11 protein-coding genes and 1 pseudogene are annotated in these 19,141 nt (G+C 70.7%); 8 read left to right on the top strand and 4 right to left on the bottom strand.

Translation table 11 applies throughout. The features are described from left to right. Positions 1-108: 108 nt before the first annotated feature. Positions 109-279, bottom strand: coding sequence for a mersacidin/lichenicidin family type 2 lantibiotic (locus ACFV2X_RS31500; protein WP_014181724.1), 171 nt, complete (start codon positions 277-279; stop codon positions 109-111). A gap of 94 nt (positions 280-373) precedes the next feature. After that, on the bottom strand, positions 374-2,272 hold the full coding sequence (locus tag ACFV2X_RS31495) for a BTAD domain-containing putative transcriptional regulator (RefSeq protein ID WP_385622957.1): 1,899 nt from the start codon (positions 2,270-2,272) through the stop codon (positions 374-376). Positions 2,273-2,499: 227 nt separating this feature from the next. On the opposite strand from ACFV2X_RS31495, the gene ACFV2X_RS31490 reads away from it, so the two are divergent. Next, a complete protein-coding gene (locus ACFV2X_RS31490; protein WP_385622955.1) occupies positions 2,500-3,246 on the top strand; it encodes a VC0807 family protein in 747 nt (248 codons plus the stop codon). An 80-nt stretch (positions 3,247-3,326) separates the two neighbouring features. On the opposite strand, the pseudogene ACFV2X_RS31485 reads toward ACFV2X_RS31490, so the two are convergent. After that, positions 3,327-4,492 (bottom strand): annotated as a pseudogene (locus tag ACFV2X_RS31485) (hypothetical protein). A 487-nt stretch (positions 4,493-4,979) separates the two neighbouring features. Here ACFV2X_RS31485 and ACFV2X_RS31480 point away from each other — a divergent pair. From ACFV2X_RS31480 to ACFV2X_RS31460, 5 genes are all read left to right on the top strand, one after another. After that, positions 4,980-5,834, top strand: coding sequence for an ABC transporter permease (locus ACFV2X_RS31480; RefSeq protein ID WP_385622953.1), 855 nt, complete (start codon positions 4,980-4,982; stop codon positions 5,832-5,834). Continuing rightward, positions 5,831-6,718 carry a carbohydrate ABC transporter permease gene (locus ACFV2X_RS31475; RefSeq protein WP_385622951.1) on the top strand — a complete coding sequence of 296 codons (888 nt, stop codon included), beginning with the start codon at positions 5,831-5,833 and terminating at the stop codon, positions 6,716-6,718. The genes ACFV2X_RS31480 and ACFV2X_RS31475 overlap by 4 nt, the downstream gene beginning before the upstream one ends. 92 nt (positions 6,719-6,810) lie before the next feature. Next, entirely contained in the window at positions 6,811-8,460 is a 1,650-nt protein-coding gene (locus ACFV2X_RS31470; protein ID WP_385622949.1) for a sugar ABC transporter substrate-binding protein, read from the top strand. A gap of 59 nt (positions 8,461-8,519) precedes the next feature. Further along, on the top strand, positions 8,520-9,593 hold the full coding sequence (locus tag ACFV2X_RS31465; protein ID WP_385622948.1) for a LacI family DNA-binding transcriptional regulator: 1,074 nt from the start codon (positions 8,520-8,522) through the stop codon (positions 9,591-9,593). A 22-nt stretch (positions 9,594-9,615) separates the two neighbouring features. Continuing rightward, complete coding sequence (locus ACFV2X_RS31460) at positions 9,616-11,607, top strand: DUF2264 domain-containing protein (RefSeq protein WP_385622946.1); 1,992 nt, start codon at positions 9,616-9,618, stop codon at positions 11,605-11,607. Here ACFV2X_RS31460 and ACFV2X_RS31455 read toward each other — a convergent pair. Beyond that, positions 11,604-13,244 carry a cellulase family glycosylhydrolase gene (locus ACFV2X_RS31455; RefSeq protein ID WP_385622945.1) on the bottom strand — a complete coding sequence of 547 codons (1,641 nt, stop codon included), beginning with the start codon at positions 13,242-13,244 and terminating at the stop codon, positions 11,604-11,606. The two genes, ACFV2X_RS31460 and ACFV2X_RS31455, sit on opposite strands and share 4 nt — an antisense overlap. 320 nt (positions 13,245-13,564) lie before the next feature. Between ACFV2X_RS31455 and ACFV2X_RS31450 the strand changes: the two genes are divergently transcribed. Continuing rightward, a complete protein-coding gene (locus ACFV2X_RS31450; protein ID WP_385622943.1) occupies positions 13,565-16,426 on the top strand; it encodes a tetratricopeptide repeat protein in 2,862 nt (953 codons plus the stop codon). Positions 16,427-16,612: 186 nt separating this feature from the next. Beyond that, positions 16,613-19,039, top strand: a complete 2,427-nt coding sequence (locus ACFV2X_RS31445) for a GTPase-associated protein 1-related protein (RefSeq protein ID WP_385622940.1) — start codon at positions 16,613-16,615, stop codon at positions 19,037-19,039. Positions 19,040-19,141: the final 102 nt, after the last annotated feature.

The raw sequence follows: 19,141 nt of genomic DNA, 5'->3' as shown, positions 1-19,141 counted from the left end.
CGCGGGGCCGGGGGGCCGCCCGGGGGGGGCGGGCCGGGCGCGGCCCTCGGTGGGGGGGTGCCCGCCGCTACGGGCGGTCACCGCGGGATGGTGCGGATGCTGCCTCGGTCAGCCGCAGCACTGGAAGAACGGCTGCGTGGAGAGCGTCACGGCGGCCACGGAGGTGCCCTCGTCGGCGAGGTCGGCGGTCAGGTCCACCACGCCCGCCGGGTGGCCCGGGTCGACCGCGAGGCCCTCGCGGTACGTGGCGTCCTTCCAGGCGGTCACGGTGCTGTTCATAAGAGTCTCCCCTTTATGAAATCGGTGTACAGGGCGTGCGGCACCCGGCCCACAGCCGCGTTCCGCGGAAACACCGGGACGTTAACGCGCACCGCTACGGAATCCCTACCTCCGCGCTATTTCGGTATCGCAAGTGGAACTGACCCCAATTGCCGCGATACGCGGAGTTGGGAAGCTTGGCGGGCAGCACGTCCGGAAGCGTGGCGCGAAGATGCGCGCGCAGTAACGCGTGCATGGCGTAAGCCCACTCCTGCGGCCGCGCGGCCGGTACGGGGCGCAGCAGATTGCGGTCCGTCAACTCGTCGAGAAGCGCGGCCGCGACCGTACCGGAACAGCCGAGGAGCGGCCCGGCCGTACCGGGCGTCAGCCGCTCCACGTCCAGTGCGGCCAGGGCCGAAAGGGCGCGCCTGCTGTCCTCGGTGAGCCGGCCGCACGCCGCGTCAAAGGCGTCGGCCAGGCTGCGTCCCGGCAGGCTCAGCCGACTTGCCGGATTCCGGGCGCCGGTGAGGGCGGCGGCGACCTGCTCCAGGGACCAGTGGGGACGGGCCGCCAGCACATTGCCGACCGCGCGCAGGGCGGCCGGCAGCCCGCCGCACACCGCAAGCACCTCGTCGAGCCACCGACCCTGTCCCTCGAAGCGACCGGGGCACAGCCCGGAGGACAGCAGCGCTCGGGACTCGTCGGCGCCCAGCACATCGAGCGGCACCCGCACGGCGCCGTCGACGGCGAGATGGGACACCTGCGTCGTGACGCACACCGCGGAGCCGCCCCCGGTGGGGATGATCGCCCGCAGGTCGTCCGCCTCCGTGACGTTGTCGATGAGCACCAGGACACGGCGGGTGGCGACGAGGCTCCGGTAGACGTCCTGCCGCAGGGCCCAGGAGCCGGGCTGCTCCTCCTCCGGTACGCCCAGGCCGTGCAGCAGCCGTCCCAGGACGCCCCGCAGACCCTCCTCGGTGCGCGGAAAGGCCGACCCGTCGATGTACAGCAGGCCGTCCGGGAAGCTCTCGCGCGCCAGGTGCGCGGCGTGGACCGCCAGCGCGCTCTTGCCCACTCCGGTCATGCCGCTGACGATGACGGCGCGCGCCGCGGTGCCCTGCGGCGCGGCGGAGCCGGCCGTGAGCGCTTCGACGACGATCCGCCGCTCACGGCCGCGCCCGATGAAGTCGGGTATGTCCGGCGGCAGTTGGTTCACGAAGGGGCCCACGGGGCCGCTGCGGTCCGGCCGGGCCCGCCCCTGCCGCTGCCGCCGGTCGGGCGCGCCGCGGTCCATCGAGAGCAGCTGGTGATAGAGGCGCTGGAGGTCTTCGGCGGGATCGGTGCCCAGCTCGGCGGCGAGCCGCCGCTGGAGGCCGAGGTAGGCGTTCAGCGCGTCGCTGCGCCGCCCGCTGCGGTCGAGGGCGAGCATCAGGTGATGGTGGAAGCGCTCGTGGGTGGGGTGGGCCGCGACGAGATCGACCAGTTCGGGTACCAGCTCGGCGGCGTCCCGTGTCTCCAGGTCGGCCCCGATCCGGTGTTCCAGGGCGAAGAGGCGCAGCTCCTCCAGCCGGCCGGCCTCGCGGTCGAACGGCTCGCCTTCCAGGTGCTGGAACGCCGACGGGCCGCGCCATCTGCCCAGGCAGGTCCGCAGTACGGCGGTGGCCTCGCCGTGCCGCCCGGCCGCCCGCAGCGCGATGGCCCGGCTGACCTCCGCCTCGAAGACCTGGGCGTCGATCGCCCCCGGGGGCGGTGTCAGGGAATAGCCGGACGGGACCGTTTTGATGGTCTCCGTGCCGAGGATGTGTCTGAGTGAGGAGATACGGCTGTGGATTTGCGCCAACGCGGTCCGCGGTGGCCTGCGCGGCCAGAGCGTGTCCACGATCTGCGGCACCGGAACAGTGCTGCCGGAACGAGCGAGCAGTAACGCGAGCAGTATGTGCTGCTTCGGGCCGCCAATGGCGACGGGCCGGTCGAGTGACAGCACCTGAAGCGGACCCAATACGCTGAAACGCAAACCAGTGCTCCTTACAGGATGAGCCCAATGACCGCCATTTTGCTGGGGTTTCCCGAAGAAGCAAAGCCATTACGTTGGCGCATTAGCCGGATGCGCTGTGCGGAGAATTTCAACAAAAGCCGACGGGAAGTGCCGCAGGACCCGACCGCACGAACCGGTACTGGCGCCCGCCGCGCTCCCGTCCTAGTCTCCTCCCGCACCATCGAGCACGTCTTACGGGGGGAACCGTGGCCGGCCAGGACACAACCGCACAGGGCACACCCAACACGCCGCCGGCGCGGCCGGACGAACGCCCGGCGCCGCCCGCCCGGTCCAGGGGCGCCGCCATCCTCGGCTGGGTTGTCACCATCGCCCTCAACGTCGTGGCTCCGATCATCACGTACAACGCGCTCCACGATCACGGCTGGAGCGAATTCGCCGCGCTTTTGGCCAGCGGCGCCTGGCCGGTGCTCGACAGCGCCGTCCACCTCGCATGGCGCCGCCATCTGGACGAATTCGCCATCGTCACCCTGGTGTTCCTTGTGATCACGGCCGTGGTGTCGCTGGTCGGCGCCCACTCGACCCGCGCGCTGCTGGTCAAGGACTCCGGCGTGACGGGTCTGTTCGGACTGCTGTGCCTGGTGACGCTGCTGGCGCCGCGCCCGCTGATGTTCTACTTCGGGCGCAAGTTCGCCACCGACGGCACCGAGGCGAGCACCGCGTGGTGGAACGGTCTGTGGCAGTTCGACGGGTTCCGCAGGACCATGATGACGATGACGGCGGTGTGGGGCGTGGCCTACCTGCTGGAAGCCGGGGTCCGGGTCGCGCTGGCCTACACGCTGTCCACCGACACCATGGTGGTCGTCAGCCCGGTCCTGATCTACAGCGTGCTCGGCGCCCTCGCCCTGTGGACGGGCTGGTACGCCAAGCGGTCGCAGCGCGAGGGCGAGGAGCGCGCCGCGGCGGCCGAGGCGACGGCCGCCGCTCACGCCTGACCGGACCCGGGGGGTTACGTAAACGGGGCCGGGTTCAGCGTACGCAGCCGGGTTCAGCGGATGTCCGTACGCGACCCGGCTCAGCAGATGCTCTGGGTGCTGTTCACCAGCCGGTTGTTGCGGAACTCGGTGTTCTCACCGCAGGGGTTCTCCCGGATCGTCGAGTTGGTCACGGTGAGGTTCTGGACGGTGATGTCCCGGTTGTTGGCGAACTCCGTGCGGCGGCGAGCCGGATCTCGCCGCCGCCCGTGACGGTGCCGCTCTGTGCGGCGAGATTCAGGTTGTAGCAGTTCTCGATGAGGACCGCGTTGTTGCCGGTGTCGGAGATGGTCACCCTGTCGATGACCGCGCCCCCGCTCTCGGAGACACAGAACACTCCGCGCCCACCGCCGCGCGCGATGACCTCGCCCACCCGGATGTTGGTGGGGTAACCGCTGCCGACCCGGCCATTGCGGTTGGCCATGCGGAACGCCGCATAGCCGGTGCCGGCGCCCGCGTTGTCCGCGTCGACCTTGGTGACGGTGGCGTTGATGGTCTGGTTGAGCAGCAGGCCCGACTCCCCCACGTTGCGCGCGGTCACCGTGCCGATGGTGATGCCGTCGACACCGTAGGTCTCCACCGCGTGGCTTGAGGCTCCGGAGACATAGACGTTGTCGATCCTGACGTTCTTCGTCCACTGGCTGGTGTCGCCGCGGTTGTCGATCCTGACGCCGAGCCCCGCCGACAGGCGCATATCGATCTGGCCGAGCACCACGTTCTGGACGTTGCGCATGAAGATCCCGTACAGCGGGCTGCCGGTGACCTTGAGGTTCTGGATCTCGATGTCCCGGGCGCCACGGGCGTAGACCGGCGCCTGGTCCCCGGAGCCGCTGCCGGTGACATTGATCGTGCCGCAGACGTCCAGCGTCGTGTAACTGGGCAGTGAAACACGGGAGTTGGCACTGACGGAGCCGGAGCCGCGGACGACGACGCGCTCCTTTGACGTACGCCCGGCCGTCAGGCCGTTGATCGCCGCCTGCATCGCGGAGCGCATATCGGTGCCGGTGTACACGACGCTGCTTCCGTGGCGCGCGGTCCAGGTGCTGCCGCTCAGCACGGCCTCCGCCTGGTACGAGCCGTCACCGCAGGCCGCGATCCGCGGCGTGGCCCGGTCGGGGGCCGGCTCCGCGGGGCCCGGGATCGCCACGGCGCCGGCCGACGGACTCAGCCCGACGGCTGACGCGAGGAGGGCCACGGCGCCGGTCATGGCTGTCCGTGTACGGCGGACCACATGAGCGCGCGGGAAGGAGGGCGGTACCGGTCTACGGCGGCGTCCCATCTCGTCATCTCCTGTGTGGGGGTCGGCTTTCCGCCCTGAGCCCGCCCATCGCTGGAGTGACGCCTTCTCACACACCGTTCGGCGGCAGGGCGGAGCAAGCGCTTTCTGGAGTGTGGCCGCGAGTCTGGCAGCGCCCGGTCCAAGCGTCAAGGCGCGGCGCACCGGTGAACCGCGGACGGGCGCACGGACGGCACCACAGGCGGGCGCCGAAGATGCGTCAGAAGTGTTGACCCCGGCCTGAAAACGTTTTAACTTCCCCTCACTCCATACCCACAGCCGAGGAGGCTCCGTGGCAGCGCTGCTACGCGAGCGCCCTGGGAAATCGACGGTGAGCCGCCCCTCCCGTCACCCGTCAGGCGCTTCAATCAAGCGAAAAGGTTTTCAAAGACGCCGCAGCCGGACGCTGTTCCTGCTGATGGTGCCCGGGCTCGCGTACTTTCTGGTGTTCCACTACGGCGCGCTGGTCGGCAACGTCATCGCCTTCAAGGAGTACGTGCCCTTCGACGGTATCTGGGGCAGCCCCTGGACCGGCCTCGGCAACTTCCAGCGGATGCTGGAAGACGGCGCTTTCTGGGACGCGGTGTTCAACACCCTCTGGATCGCGGTCCTCCAGCTGGTCTTCTACTTCCCCGTCCCGCTCGCCCTCGCGCTGCTGCTGCACAGCCTCACCTGGTCCACCGTGCGCCGCTTTGTGCAATCGGTGGTGTATCTGCCGCACTTCGTCTCATGGGTGATCGTCGTGGCCCTGTTCCAGCAGCTCCTGGGGGACACGGGCATGCTGAACGGCTATCTCGGCGACGCCGGTCTGCACACCGTGGACATCATCGGCAACCCGGACGCCTTCAAACCGCTGGTGGTGGCGCAGGTGATCTGGAAGGACGCCGGCTGGGGCACCATCATCTTCCTGGCCGCGCTGTCCCAGGTCGACGAGCAGCAGTACGAGGCCGCCGCGATCGACGGCGCGGGGCCCTGGCGACGCTTCTGGCATGTCACGCTGCCCGCGATCCGGCCGGTGATCGTGCTGCTGCTGATCATGCGGCTGGGCGACATCCTCTCCGTCGGCTTCGAGCAGATGCTGCTCCAGCGCGACGCGGTCGGCCCGCAGGCCGCCGAGATCATCGACACCTTCGTCTACTACCAGGGCATCGTCGGCGGTGACTACGGGTTCGCGGCGGCCGCGGGCCTGTTCAAGGGCCTGGTCGGCGCCCTGCTCGTCTACGCGGCCAACAAGGTCGCCCACCGGCTCGGGGAACAGGGGGTCTACAAGTGAGCGCCCATGTGCGGCCCGGCTGGATGGAGAGGCCCAGGCCCGTCACCCAGGCCGCCAAAGCCGTGGCCCTCGTCGCGGTCGTGCTGCTGGTCTGTGTGCCGTTCCTCGTGATCGTGTCGACCTCGCTGGCCTCCCAGCGCGAGGTGGTGGCCAACGGCGGCTGGGTGCTGTGGCCCGAGAACCCGACCCTCCAGGCCTACCGGGACATTCTCGACGGCGGCATCGTCACCCACGCACTCGGCGTCAGCGCGGGCGTCACCCTCGTCGGCACCCTGCTCAGCCTCGTCTGCACGGTCACCCTCGCCTACGCCCTGTCCCGCCCCGGCGTGTTCGGCGGCAGGCCCGTACTCCTGCTCGTCCTGTTCACCTTCCTCTTCCCGCCCGGCATGATCCCGAACTTCCTGCTCGTCAAGGAGCTCGGACTGCTCGACTCCTACGCCTCGCTGATCCTCCCGGTGCTGATCAGCGTGTTCAACCTCGTCGTCCTGCGCGGCTTCTTCCAGGCCATCCCCGGGGAACTGTACGAGGCGGCCCGCCTGGACGGCGCCGGAGACCTGCGGGTCCTGTGGTCGGTCGTGCTGCCCCTGTCGAAGGCCGCGCTGGCCGTCGTCGGGCTGTTCTACGCCGTGGCCTACTGGAACTCCTGGTTCTACGCCTCGCTCTACCTCGAGAGCGACCACTGGCCACTCCAACAGGTGCTGCGGACCTACGTCGTGACCGGGTCGGGGCTCACGGACACCACCACCGGTGAGGCCACGGTGAACGCGCCGCAGACGATCCAGATGGCAATCCTGGTCATCGCCACCGTGCCGATCCTGGTCGTCTACCCCTTCCTCCAGAAGTACTTCACCAAGGGCGTACTCACCGGCGCCATCAAGAGCTGAGAGCCGGCGAGAGCTGAGAGCCGGCAAGCGCTGAGAGCCGGCCAGAGCCGAGAACCACCAGCAAGAGCCGCATCCAGAAAGGTCATTCGCCCATGCCCAGCATGTCCCGACGCACTCTGCTGCGTTCCATGGCCACCGGTGGCGCCGCGGTCTGCGTCCCCGGTCTGCTGACCGCCTGCTCCACCGGTTCGGACGACGGCGACGTCAGCAACGCGGGCAAGAAGCTCGCCGCGTGGCCCGCCTACCAGCCGGCCCCGGGCGCCAAGCCGGACCTCGCCGCCACCGAGGCGGGGGTCCAGGCCGGCTACACCGCCTACCCCTCCGACCTGGCCACCTCGGTCGCGCGCACCCCGGGCGACGGCTCTACGGTCAAGGTCATGTCCATCACCTTCGGCACACCGCCCAAGGGGCGCGGGCAGAACCAGTACTGGCGGGCCATCGAGAAGGCCCTCGGTGTCGAGATCGAGTACACCATCATCTCGCAGGCCGACTACCAGAAGAAGATGGCCACGGTGATGGCCGGCGACCCCGATTCGCTGCCGGACATCATCAACGTCTTCTCCGGGTTCGTCCTGCCCCGCGAGGCGCAGTTCGTGCAGCGCAGGGCCGAGGACCTGACGCCCTTCCTGTCGGGCGAGGCCATCAAGAAATACCCCAACCTGGCGGGTATCCCCACCCACGCCTGGCGTGACATGGGCCGCATCGGGGGCCGTCTCTACGGCATCCCCCTCGAACGTCCGCTTCCCGGCTCCACGCTGTGGCTCAACCAGGGCATGTTCACCGACGCCGGTATGAAACAGGGCTGGACCGCCCAGGACTTCGCCGACGTCGCCAAGAAGGCCACCCACGGCAAAACGTACGCGCTGGGCGCCGCCACCGGCTCGCTGTTCGGCAACGGGGTGCACTCCGCCGCCCACAACGCCCCGCAGGGCTGGGCCGTGGACAAGAAGGGCACCTTCCACCCGAACTACACCGACGAACGCTACAAGGCGGCGATCGCCTTCCAGGCGCGGCTGCGCAAGAACGGCTCCTACCACCCCGACGCCACCTCGCTGTCGCAGGTGGACCTGTCCACGCTGTTCCTCAACGGCACGGTGGGCTCCCAGCAGAACGGCTTCGGCGCCTACCAGACCCTCTACCCCGACTCCGAGGGCCTGCTCACCCCCGCCCCCGCCACCCCCTACAGCGTGGACGGCACCCCCGGCGGGATCGTCGCCGCCCGCCGCTCCTTCGGCTACACCATCGTGAAGAAGGCCAAGAAGGAACGCGTCGAACTGCTGCTGCGCCTGCTCGACTATCTGGCCGCCCCCTTCGGCACCAAGGAGTGGGAACTGATCCACTACGGCGTGGAGGGCGTGCACTTCACCCGCGACAAGGACGGCGCGCCCAAGACCACCAAGCTCGGTCAGGTGGAGAACGTCAGCAACCTCCCCTTCAGGTATCTGGCCGAAGGACCCCAGGTGCTCTTCGTGCCGGGCAGGCCGGAGGCCGTACGCGCCCTGCACGCCTGGCAGCAGAAGGTGGTCCCGGTCGCCATCCGCAACGCGTCGTACGGGCTCCAGTCCCGCACCGAAACCGCCCAGGGCGCCACGCTCAGGGCGCTGATGGACGACACCATCACGGGGGTCATCGCCGGCCGGGTCCCGATGTCCGAATACGACGACGCCGTCAAGCGGTGGCGCTCCCGCGGTGGCGACAGGCTCGCCGAGGAGTACGCCAAGGAGCACGCCGCCAACAGCTGAGCGGGCACCGACGACCAGGTGGCCACGAAAGGCACGAGAGGCACGGGGGGCACGAGGAGATGGGAGACGGCATGGCGGCGACGGGGCGGGGGCGGATCACGATCCGCGATGTGGCGGGGCGGGCGGGCGTGTCCGCGGCCACCGTCTCCCGTGTGCTCAGCGGAAAGTATCCGGTGCCGCCGGCCACCCGTACCCGAGTGCTCCGTGCCGCGCGCGCCCTGGACTACGTCGCCAACCCCCATGCCCGCGCCCTGGTCGGCGGCGGCCGCAAGATGGTCGCCGTCGTCGTGCGCCAGGTCACCAATCCGTTCTACGCGCAGGTCGCCGAGGGCGTCGAGGCGGAGGCGACGGCCCACGGCCTGCTGTGCCTGGTCGGCAGCACCGGCGGCGATCCGCAGCGGGAGATGGAGTTCGTCCAGCTGATGCGGGAGGAGGGTGCCGGCGTGGTCATCCTGGCGGGCGGTGTCGTCGAGGACGACGCCTACCGGGAACGGGTGGCCCACTACGCCCACGCCCTGGACGCCGCCGGCTCCCGGCTGGTGCTGTGCGGCCGTCCCTCGCCCGACCCCGGCCTGCCGGCGCTCGTCATCGTCTTCGACAACGAGGCCGGCGCCAGAGCCATCACCAGCTATCTGATCTCGACGGGACACCGGCGGATCGTGTTCCTGGGCGGACTGCCCGGCAACACGGCCCTGGACGCCCGCGTCCTGGGCTACCGGGCCGCGCTCGCCGCACACGGCCTGCCGGCCGAGTCCGCGCATATCGTCGACTGCGGCCTGGGCCGCGCCGCCGGACACCGCGCCATGGCCGAACTCCTCAAGAAGACACGCGAGTTCACCGCGGTCTTCGCCGGGGACGACATGGTCGCCGCGGGCGCCCTGCGCGCCATCTCCGACGCGGGCCTGCGCGTCCCCGACGACATCTCCCTCGTCGGCTACAACGACATCCCTCTCGCCCAGGATTTCAGCCCCCCGCTCACCACCGTCCACACCCCCGCCGAGGAACTGGGGCGGGCCGCCGTACGCCTGGCCCTGCGCGATCCCGAGGAGACCGCGGAGACCCGGCATGTGCTCGGCACCCACATCGTCGTACGCGACAGCGTGAGCCCGCCCCCGTCCGCACGCGCACAGTGACATACGGAGGACCCGACCCGGCATGACCGCGCCGCATCGCATCGTCGACACCGACCACCTGCCGCCCCCCGACCCCCGACGGTCGCCGTATACGGGCTATACCCGGGCCCACTGGGAGGCCACCGCCGACCACCTGCTGACCGCGCTCGTCCCGTACGCCTCACCCGGCCTGGCCCAGTACCGGCTCCCCGGCCCGGCGAGCTACGCCGGCGCCTGGTCGGACGGGCTCGAGGGTTACGCCCGCTCCTTCCTGCTCGCCGCCTTCCGTATCGCCGGGGCCGGTGGAGCCGACACCCCCGGGAGCACCGTGGTCCAGGCGCTCATCGAGCGCTACGCCACCGGCCTCGCCACCGGCACCGACCCCCGCCACCCCGAGCGGTGGCCGCCCATCACCGACCGCGGCCAGCCCATGGTGGAGGCCGCGTCCATCGCGATCGCCCTGCACGAGACGCGCCCGTGGCTGTGGGACCGACTGCCCGACCCCGTACGCCGGCGGACCGCCGCATGGCTCGGCGGTTTCGTGGGGGCCACCGCCAACGACTCCAACTGGCGTCTCTTCCAGGTCATCACCGAAGAGTTCCTCGCCTCCATCGACGCGCCCCACAGCCGCGCGGAGATCGACGCGGGCCTGGCGCGCCTGGACGACTGGTACCGGGGCGGCGGCTGGTACACGGACGGCGACGGGCGGAAATTCGACTACTACAACGCCTGGGCGCTGCATCTGTACCCCGTTCTGTGGGCGCGCATCGCCGGGCGCCGCGCCGACGCCGCCCTGGTCACCGAACACCGGGCCCGACTGCACACCTTCCTGGACACCCACCAGTACTTCTTCGGCTCCGACGGCGCACCCGTGCACCAGGGCCGCTCCCTCACCTACCGCTATGCCGCCACCGCGCCCCTGTGGGCGGGCGCCCTCACCGACGCCACCCCGCTGCCACCCGGCCGCACCCGCCGACTTGCCTCCGGCGCCCTGAAACACTTCGCCGACCACGGCGCACCCGATGCCAACGGCCTGCTGAGCCTGGGCTGGTACCGCCCCTTCCGCCCGGTCACCCAGCCCTACTCGGGCCCCGCCTCCCCTTATTGGGCGAGCAAGGCATTCCTCGGTCTGCTGCTCCCCGCCGACCACCCGGTGTGGACGGCGGCCGAGGAACCCGGCCCCGTGGAGACCGCCGACCACCACCTGGCCCTGCCCGCCCCGGGCTGGCTGCTGCACTCCACCGCGGCCGACGGGATCGTACGCCTGGTCAACCACGGCAGCGACCGGCTGCCACCCCCGCCCGCCACCCCGCAGGACAGCCCGCACTACACCCGGCTCGCCTACTCCACCGCCACCGCGCCGGAGACCCCGCCCGGCGACGAACCGCCCGGCCCGGACAACCACATCGCGCTGCTGACCCCCTCGGGCCCGTCCCGCCGGGGCCGTATCCACCCGCTGTACGCCGAAGGCCGTCGCGCCGCCTCATGGCACACCCCGCTCGTCCCGGAGGCCGAGGAACACACGGGCTCCGCCTCGCGTATCGCCACGGCCGGCCTCGTGCACGGCCCGTGGGAGGTGCGGGTGCACCATGTCCAGGCCCCGCCCGGTGCCTCCGTACGCGAAGGCGGCTGGGCGGTGGCCTGCGACACCGGCCCGCCCACCGCGGACGCCGGCCCCGGCTGGGCACTGGCCCGCCGCCACGACGGCCTGACCAGCGCGCTCGTGGGCCTGCTCGGCTGGGACGGCGAGGACGGGCCGCCGCGCGGAACGGTGGCGCAGGCGCGGGACCACAACGCCTACGGCCGCCACTCGGCGACCCCCCTGCTCACCCTGGACCGGCACCCCGGCGGCACCCGGTTGCTGGTGACGCTGGTCCTGCTCACGGCCGACCCCGGCGTGTGCCGTGACATCGATGCCGTGCGTTCGGGCGCCCGCGCCGGTGTGACACCGGACGGCTCCGTGGAGATCCGCTTCCCGGACGGGGTGGTCGAACACGTACGAGCGGACGCCCTCGCGACATCCGAGGGTCGTTAGCCGGTCGCGCAGGAACTGCCGCTCAGCGTGAAGGCGGTCGGCGCGGAGTTGGTGCTGCCCCTGTTGGCGGTGAAGCCGACGGTGACCGAGCCGCCGACGGGGATGGTGGAGGTGTAGGCGGCGGGCGTGACGGTCACCGCGGCACCGGACTGCTGCGGCGTGCCGCCCCACATGTTGCTGATGGTCTGGCCGTCGGCGAAGGAGAACCCAAGAGTCCAGCCGCTGATGGCGGCGGATCCGGTGTTACGGATGGAGATCTCGCCCTGGAAGCCGCTGCCCCAGTCGCCCACGACGCGGTAGCCGACCGAGCAGCCCGCCCCGGAGCCGCCGCCCGCCTCGGTGGTGACGCCGACCGTGGCCGAGCGGGCCGAGCGGTTGCCGGCCGCGTCCCGGGCGTAGACAGCGAAGGTGTAGGAGGTGGCGGCGGTCAGGCCGGTGATGCTCGCGCTGGCGCCGGTCGAGGTGGCGACCCTCGTCTCGGTGCCGCCGCTGACGCGGACGATGTCATAGCCGGCGACGCCGACGTTGTCGGTGGCGGCGGGCCAGGTGAGCGTGGCGGAGGTGGCCGTCACGGCCGAGGCGATGGGGGTGCCGGGGGCGGTCGGGGCCTGGGTGTCGCCGCCGGAGCCACCGCTGTAGACGGTGGCCTCGCGGGAGGTCTCGGCGATGCCGTTGGGGCCGTTGAAGACGCGCTTGCCCCAGTCGGTGAGCTTGTTGGGGTCGAAGTTGGTGGTCATGTCCAGGATCGGATCGGTGTTTCCGCTCCAGGACCAGGCCAGATAACCGAGCTTCAGCTGCTGCGCGGCGGCCATCATGGTGTTCTCGTCAGGGTCGCCGTACTGGTCGGGGGGTCCGCCGAACTCGCCGATGAGGATGGGCAGGCGGGCGCTGACGAAGGTGTTGAGATAGTCGGTGATCTCCTGCGCCGTGTCGTAGACGCTGTACATGTGGATCGAGAAGATCAGGTTGCCGGTGGTGTCGGCCTTGTAGACGCTCTGCGCGTTGTCGCGCATGACGTTCTGCCAGTCCTGGCCCCAGTTGGGGGCGTCGACCATGATCGTGTGCTGGAATCCGGCGCCGCGCAGCTTCTGGATGGCGGCGGTGGTGGGTGCGGTCCAGCCGGCGGGGTTGGTGTTGCCCCAGGGCTCATTGCCGATGTTGATGACGATGTAGTTCTCTTCGCCGGTGAGCACGCTCTTGAGGCCGATCCAGTAGTCGGCCGCCTGATCGAGCGAGGCGGCCGCGGATTCCTCGCCGTAGCCGGTGGTGTCATGCACCTCCAGTACGCAGATCAGCCGGTTGGCCTTGCACTGGGCGACGACGGCGGCAACGTCTTCGGGGCTGTTCTTGGTCCAGCGGTGGCCGTTGGAGAGCACGACGCGGACGGTGTTGGCGCCGAGCGCCTTGATGTCGGCCAGCGACTGGGTCTCGCCCGGGTACCAGGTGTGGGCGTGGTTGACGCCGCGCATGATGAAATCGTTGCCGTTGCCCTCCAACAGGCGCCCGCCGCTGATGTGGAGACCGGTGGCCGCCGCGGCGCTCGACTCGGCGGGGGCGGCGGCCTGGGCGGTCGGGCCGAGGCCCAGGATCCCGAGGAGTACGGCCAGCAGGACGGCCGGCGGTCTCGTTCGTCTCATCGCGACTCCAAGGAGTGAGCACATGACGGTTGACGCGGGCGAGGAACTGGGAGCGCTCCCATCAATGCATCGCGCCCGAGACGCGTCAAGGTCTCCGACGGGAGCCGGGCCGTCGGAGCGGACCATCCGCCACACCACAACAGGACATTGAACTCCCTTGAGGACGCGAGGGATTGTTCGCTTTTAATCGCCATATACGACACCGCTTTGGTGTTTACTTAGCGAGAAGGACTGGTTCTACGCCGCATTGACCAGCGCGCGGATGACCAGTCGCAGGCGTGCCCGCTACGGGCACAGGCCAACGGGGGGAGCAACCGGATATGACCACACCCACACCCGTCCTCACGGCGCTCGCGATCTACGAAGCCGGCAAGAAGGCGTACGAGGCTTACCAGGGCATCGTCGCGTTCGTCAGCCTCGGCAGGGAGGACCCCACTCCCGAAGAGGAGATCCTGGCCAAACTGGACGTGCTGCACCAGGATTTCGTCGCCCTCCAGGGGCGGTTCGACGAAGTACTCGAAGCCGTCAAGCAGGCGGTCAGGGTCGAGCAGCAGGCGTATGTCCTGGGCCTGCAGCGCGACTTGGACGGCCTGCGCGGACGGGCCCGCACGGCCACGGACGAGCTCAGCAGCTGGGTCGCCGACGGGCGCAAGGACCCGCTGCTGCGGGCCGCCGCCGACGACAACTCACGGATCGCCGCGAATACGCTGCTGGAAGGCGACTCCTTCTTCTACCGGCCGGATCCCAACTCCACCGAAAGCGTCTTCGACCACCGGCTGGCGTACATCGCGTATGTCTATGCGCTGACCGTCCGGTTCGGTGTGATCGCCGGGCTCAATCCGCAGTACCGCGAGGACCGGCTGGCCCGCGAGGAGCTGGCCCGGCACGCGGCGCGGCTCGACTGGGTGTTCCTCCACGCGGACCAGGCCATCGAACCGTATACCGCCGGCACTCTGGACCCCGCCGGAAGCTACTTCATCGGCTACCAGTGCGTGGACCGCATCACCGGCTTCGACACGGGGCACGACGACACCGGGTGGCGTCCGGGAGGGCAGGCCGAGTTCGACGACGCCAGGGCCTACTACACCGACCAGCTCCGCGCCGATATGCGGGTCAAGGTCGGTCTGGCCAAACTCATGGCCTTCCACGACACCGTGGCCTACTGGGCCAAGGACCCGCGCACACCCGCATGGTCCCCCTGGATCCCGGTGGAGGTGCCGGACGCCATGAAATCTCTGACTGGCGCGTCGGACCGGCCGGGACGCACCGTGCTGGTGTGGCGGGATCCGGACAAGGCACAGCTGCGCACGACGTCCTACGACTCCACCGCGACCGCACCGGCCTGGAAGCCGTCGGTGGCCATCAGCGCGGAGAACACGGTGCCGGAGGAGTCCAGGCCCCGCGCCCTGTCCTCGGGGCCGGGCCTGGTCACGGTCCTCATGCAGGGCGAGGACAACAGCATCTACGCCACGCGCACCGACCCCCGGCAGCCGACCGGATGGCCGGCCGCTCCGGTCAAGGTGAGTGGCGACTCCACCACTATCTCGTTCGTCGAGGCCGTCGCCACACCGGGCTCGGTTGTCGTGGTGTGGCTCGACCATGGGACCCTCACGCTGATGGCCGCGTTCCAGGACGCCACGGGAGCGTGGGGCGCACCACAGCCGGCCACCCCGGCAGGCGCCATGTCACTGGTCTCGGACCTCACGGTGGCCTGTCCGTCGCCCGGAGTGGTGATGGCGATCTGGGCCAGAGACGACCGGACGGTCCACAGCGTCACCTACGACTCCCATGCGACCACCCCCGCCTGGAGCGCACCCGCGCAGATCGCCGAGTTCCCCGGATCCGACCTTCCGTCGACCATTCACGCCGCGGGCATCGGCGACGGAAAGGCCGACGTGGTCTGGCTGGGCAAGTTCGGGGCCGTGTGGAACATCCACTACGACGGAGGCTGGAGCGCACCGGCCGAGATCACCCCACAGCGCCTCACCAAGCATGGCTACCCCTGGACAATCGTCCCGGCGGTGACCGGGGACCGGCGGCTCAACGTCTTCTGGGAGGGCCGGGACAACCGCGTTCAGACCATCTACCGGGATCCTCAGCAGCCCAACTGGTCGGCTCCGCTGCGGCTCGGACAGCCCTGGTGGTCATACGCCGAGTTCACCGCGGTGCCGATGGCGGCGGGGAGCGTATCGCTCTACCGGGTCGACTTCGGCAGCGAGATCGGTGACGTGCCCAAACTGCTGACCTCCTTCTACGACACGGCCACACCGAGCGCATCGGCCCGTATCGCGGATGCGCGGGCCCTGATGACGAGGGCGCAGACGCTGTGGAACCTCCCCGGCCCGCTGCGCGAGGAGGCCATCGCCCGGGCGGCCGACGGACTCGCCATCGCCCGTGAGGTCGTGGCGCAGGACCCCGACTACCGTGCGACGCTCGCGTCATGGCTGGTGTTCCCCGTGGGCACCTATCTGCTGGCCGCCGGTCACTATGACGAGGCCGTCGCCCGTATGCAGGAGGCGCTGGGCCTGTACGACGCGTTGCTCCAGGAGCAGCCCGACTCCGACGACCTCGCGTACAAGAAGGCCGTGACGCTCGTCAATCTGGCACAGGCCCTGTGGGCGAAGCCCGACCATGAACAGGGTGCCCGGCGTGCCGTCGAGGCGACCGATCTGCTCCGCAGGCTCACCGCCAAGAAGCCCGGCTACCGGGCCGGGCTCGCGTCGTGGCTGGTGTTCCCCGCGGGCACCTATCTGCTGGGCACGCGCCGCTACGACGAGGCGATCGCCCGTGAGCAGGAGGCGCTGGGGCTGTACGACACACTGCTCCAGGAGCAGCCCGGCTCCGATGAGCTCACGTACAAAAAAGCCTGGACGCTGGTCAATCTGGCGCAGGCCCTGTGGGGCAAGCCCGACCACATCCAGGGCGCCCAGTGCGCCGTCCAGGCGACCGATCTGCTCCGCAAGCTCGCCGCCGAGGACCCCAAGTACCGTCCCGGTCTCGGCGACTGGCTGATGTGGCCGACGATTCCGTATCTGCGCCAGTCGGGCCAGCGGGACCAGGCGCTTACGCGGGCGCAGGAGGCCGTGGACATCTTCACCGCGCTCAATGCCACCGATCCCGCGACCTATGGGCCGAAGCTGGCGGAGGCGAGGAAACTTCTCGCCGATATCCAGGCCGGCTAGAAGACCCGCTGGCCAGAAGGCCCGCTGGGACCGGCCGCGCGCCGGTCCCAGCGGTACGCCACCACCACCCCGGGCGAACCTGGGGACTCCGCCACCGCAGAGGTGGATCTGCTGTGATAATCCTTCTCACAGTCAACGGGGAGCAGGGGAGCGGGCGGTGGTGCTGGAGCCGTGGAGGCCCGGAAGATGAACCTGGCGCAGCTGCATTACACCTCGGCACCGCTGGGGCACGATGGATCCGGAGTCCGGTTCACCGCGGTCAGCGCCGCGGTGCCGGCGTCGCTGCTCGGGGAGGTCGAGCAGCTGATCGGATACGAGCCGCCAGCTGACGCGCCCCCGCGTCCCTCCGGTTCCGAACGTGCCTCGTCTCCGGAGACGTTCAGCTACAGCCGACTCTCCGACGGCAGCGGGCTTCTGGCCCGTACGGTCCATACGGGGGCCGACCACAGCGCGCGCCGGGGCACCTTCCATGGCCATGCCGTGTATCTGCCCACGGGTGCGTCGCTGCCGGGCGGCGCGCTGCCCATCACCGCCTGGGACTCCCCGCAGTGGGCCGCTCGCGCGCCGGAGGGCGGGGTCCCGGAGCCCCTGGAGGCGCTGACCGCCTCGGGGCGCCTGAACCGGGACGGCCTGGTCGCCTTCGCGGGCTCCCGGGCTCCGTGGCTCGCGCGCTTCTTCTCGGATCTGCGCGGGCTGAGCGAGGACGAGTCCGCGCCGCGGATCATCCTGGTGGAGCGGGACAGCGCCGATGTGGCCCGGTGGATCGCCCTGGCCTGCGCCGCGTTGCCGCGCGACTTCGGCCACCGGCTGACGTTCACCACCTATGCGCCGCGGCCGGAGCTCTCCCGGCAGCAGATCATCGGCGTACGGCCGGAAGACGGCCGGGAACCGGCCGACCACGGCCACCGCTACCGCGTATACGACGTGGCCGGCCGGAGGACCGGGGAGCCGGTGTCCGACGCCTGGGCGGAGGTGGCCGCGGGCATCTGGCTGGGCGGGCGGCCCGAGTTGTTCAAGGAGGCCGACGCGCTGCCGGGTGGCCCCTTCGCCCCTGGTGCGCTCGCCGTCGCCGCGCTGTGCGCGGGGCTCGACCTCGGCACCACCGGCCGCACCGAGGCGGCGGACTGGGCGCGCCACCACCCGGAAGCTTTGGGCGACGAGCGGCTGCACCGGCTGCTGGCGGCGCTGTGCGTGCCGGACGGGGGCCGGTCCGATGCCGAAAAGGCGGCCCTGACAGGGCTGTTCACCTGTCTGGACGGCAGGGTGCCGACCACTGTCAGCACACCGCTCGCCGCGCTGGTGCTGGCCGAGGCCGTCCGCGCGCCCGTGGCCGGCCCGGGCCTCGAAGCCCTGCGGCCCGACGCGCTCACCGAGGAGGTCCGGCTGCGCCTCGCGGGCGAGCTCGCTGCCGATCTGCGCGTCGGCGTATCCGACACCGAACCGGGCATCGCCCGGCCCTTGGAGCTGCTGCGTATCGCCGATCTGCTGGGCGTGGACTGCTCGGATCTGCTGCCCAAGGTGGCACATGGGCTCGCCCATGCGCTGCTGGCCGATCCGGAGGCGACACACACCCCCGCGGTGCGCCTGGCGCTGGACGAGCACTTCGCGTTGCGCACCGCGCTGCTCGGCGAGCTCGACACCCTGGCCGCGGGCGATCCGCTCGCCGCGGCCCGGCTGCTGGCCCTGGTGCCGCTGCGGTTCGCGGAGAGCAAGGCCCTCCCCCATCTGCGGATGTGCGCCGAGGCGCCGCGGCTGACGGCGGGCGGAGGCGACCGCGCCACGGTGCTGAACGCCGTGTTGCGCTCCGGCGGAGTCTCGGTGTTCGCCGATCCGCTCGTGCTGCGCACCGCGGTCGGGCTGGTGTGGGAGGGCGGCACACCGACCGCCCACGAGGCCCGGCTGATGCTCGGCGAGATCGGATCCGACGCCCACCGCGCGGCCGGCACCTCGGCCACGCTGCTCAAGGCCGCGCTCGAAGGGCCCGCGGACGATACCGACGTACCCGATCTCGCCCATGACCTGCTGCGCTGTTTCGCCGAGGTGCTGACGCCGCGCGACCGCGCGTCGCTACTGCTCCTGGAGTTCGCCCGCGATCTGCGGAGCCGTCACGCCGAGCCCGGCTGGGCCGAGCGGGCGCTGTCGCTTCGGGCCACGGCGGAGCCGGTGGAGCCGACGGTCCTGGAGCATGCCTTCGGCGCGCTCGCGGACCGTGTGCTGTCCGAGGACGCCCCGGACGGAGAGCTGTACGCGCTGATCCACAGCGAGGACCCGGCCCTCGTCGCCGCCTACGGCCGGGCCGCGGGGTCCGAGCGGGTACAGGACCGGCTCCGCGCCGAGCCCTCGTATGTGGCCGAGTGCTTCACCGCCTGGAGCTCCCATCCCCAGGCGGGTGGCGCCTGGCAGGAGACGCGGACGGCGCTGCTGGACTCGGTGCTCCGTCCGGTGGTGCGGACGCTGCCCGCCGCGGACATCGCCTCCGTCGAGCGCTGTCTGGAGCGTACGAGCGTCCGCTGGGCCGATGAGTTCCGGGCGTGGAGCCGTCCCGGCGCGTTCGGCCGGATCGGTCGGCGCCTGGCCGGCCGGCGGCGCAAGGGCGCGCCGGAAGGGCAGTGAATTTAGACCAGTTTTAGACTCCCGTGTCACCCTGCTGCCGCAGGTCCTTTTCGCGTGCTACGCCGCGCTTTGGGCCTGCCGAGCCGAAATTCGAGCAAGGGG

Source organism: Streptomyces sp. NPDC059679 (genome assembly GCF_042734105.1).
Lineage (GTDB): Bacteria > Actinomycetota > Actinomycetes > Streptomycetales > Streptomycetaceae > Streptomyces.
This window is presented reverse-complemented; position numbering and strand designations above follow the sequence as displayed.

Coding starts and splice junctions, on each gene's coding strand:
- ACFV2X_RS31500 (WP_014181724.1), bottom strand. CDS start 279: ATGAACAGCACCGTGACCGCCTGGAAGGACGCCACGTACCGCGAGGGC.
- ACFV2X_RS31480 (WP_385622953.1), top strand. CDS start 4,980: ATGGTGCCCGGGCTCGCGTACTTTCTGGTGTTCCACTACGGCGCGCTG.
- ACFV2X_RS31470 (WP_385622949.1), top strand. CDS start 6,811: ATGCCCAGCATGTCCCGACGCACTCTGCTGCGTTCCATGGCCACCGGT.
- ACFV2X_RS31465 (WP_385622948.1), top strand. CDS start 8,520: ATGGGAGACGGCATGGCGGCGACGGGGCGGGGGCGGATCACGATCCGC.
- ACFV2X_RS31460 (WP_385622946.1), top strand. CDS start 9,616: ATGACCGCGCCGCATCGCATCGTCGACACCGACCACCTGCCGCCCCCC.
- ACFV2X_RS31455 (WP_385622945.1), bottom strand. CDS start 13,244: ATGAGACGAACGAGACCGCCGGCCGTCCTGCTGGCCGTACTCCTCGGG.
- ACFV2X_RS31450 (WP_385622943.1), top strand. CDS start 13,565: ATGACCACACCCACACCCGTCCTCACGGCGCTCGCGATCTACGAAGCC.
- ACFV2X_RS31445 (WP_385622940.1), top strand. CDS start 16,613: ATGAACCTGGCGCAGCTGCATTACACCTCGGCACCGCTGGGGCACGAT.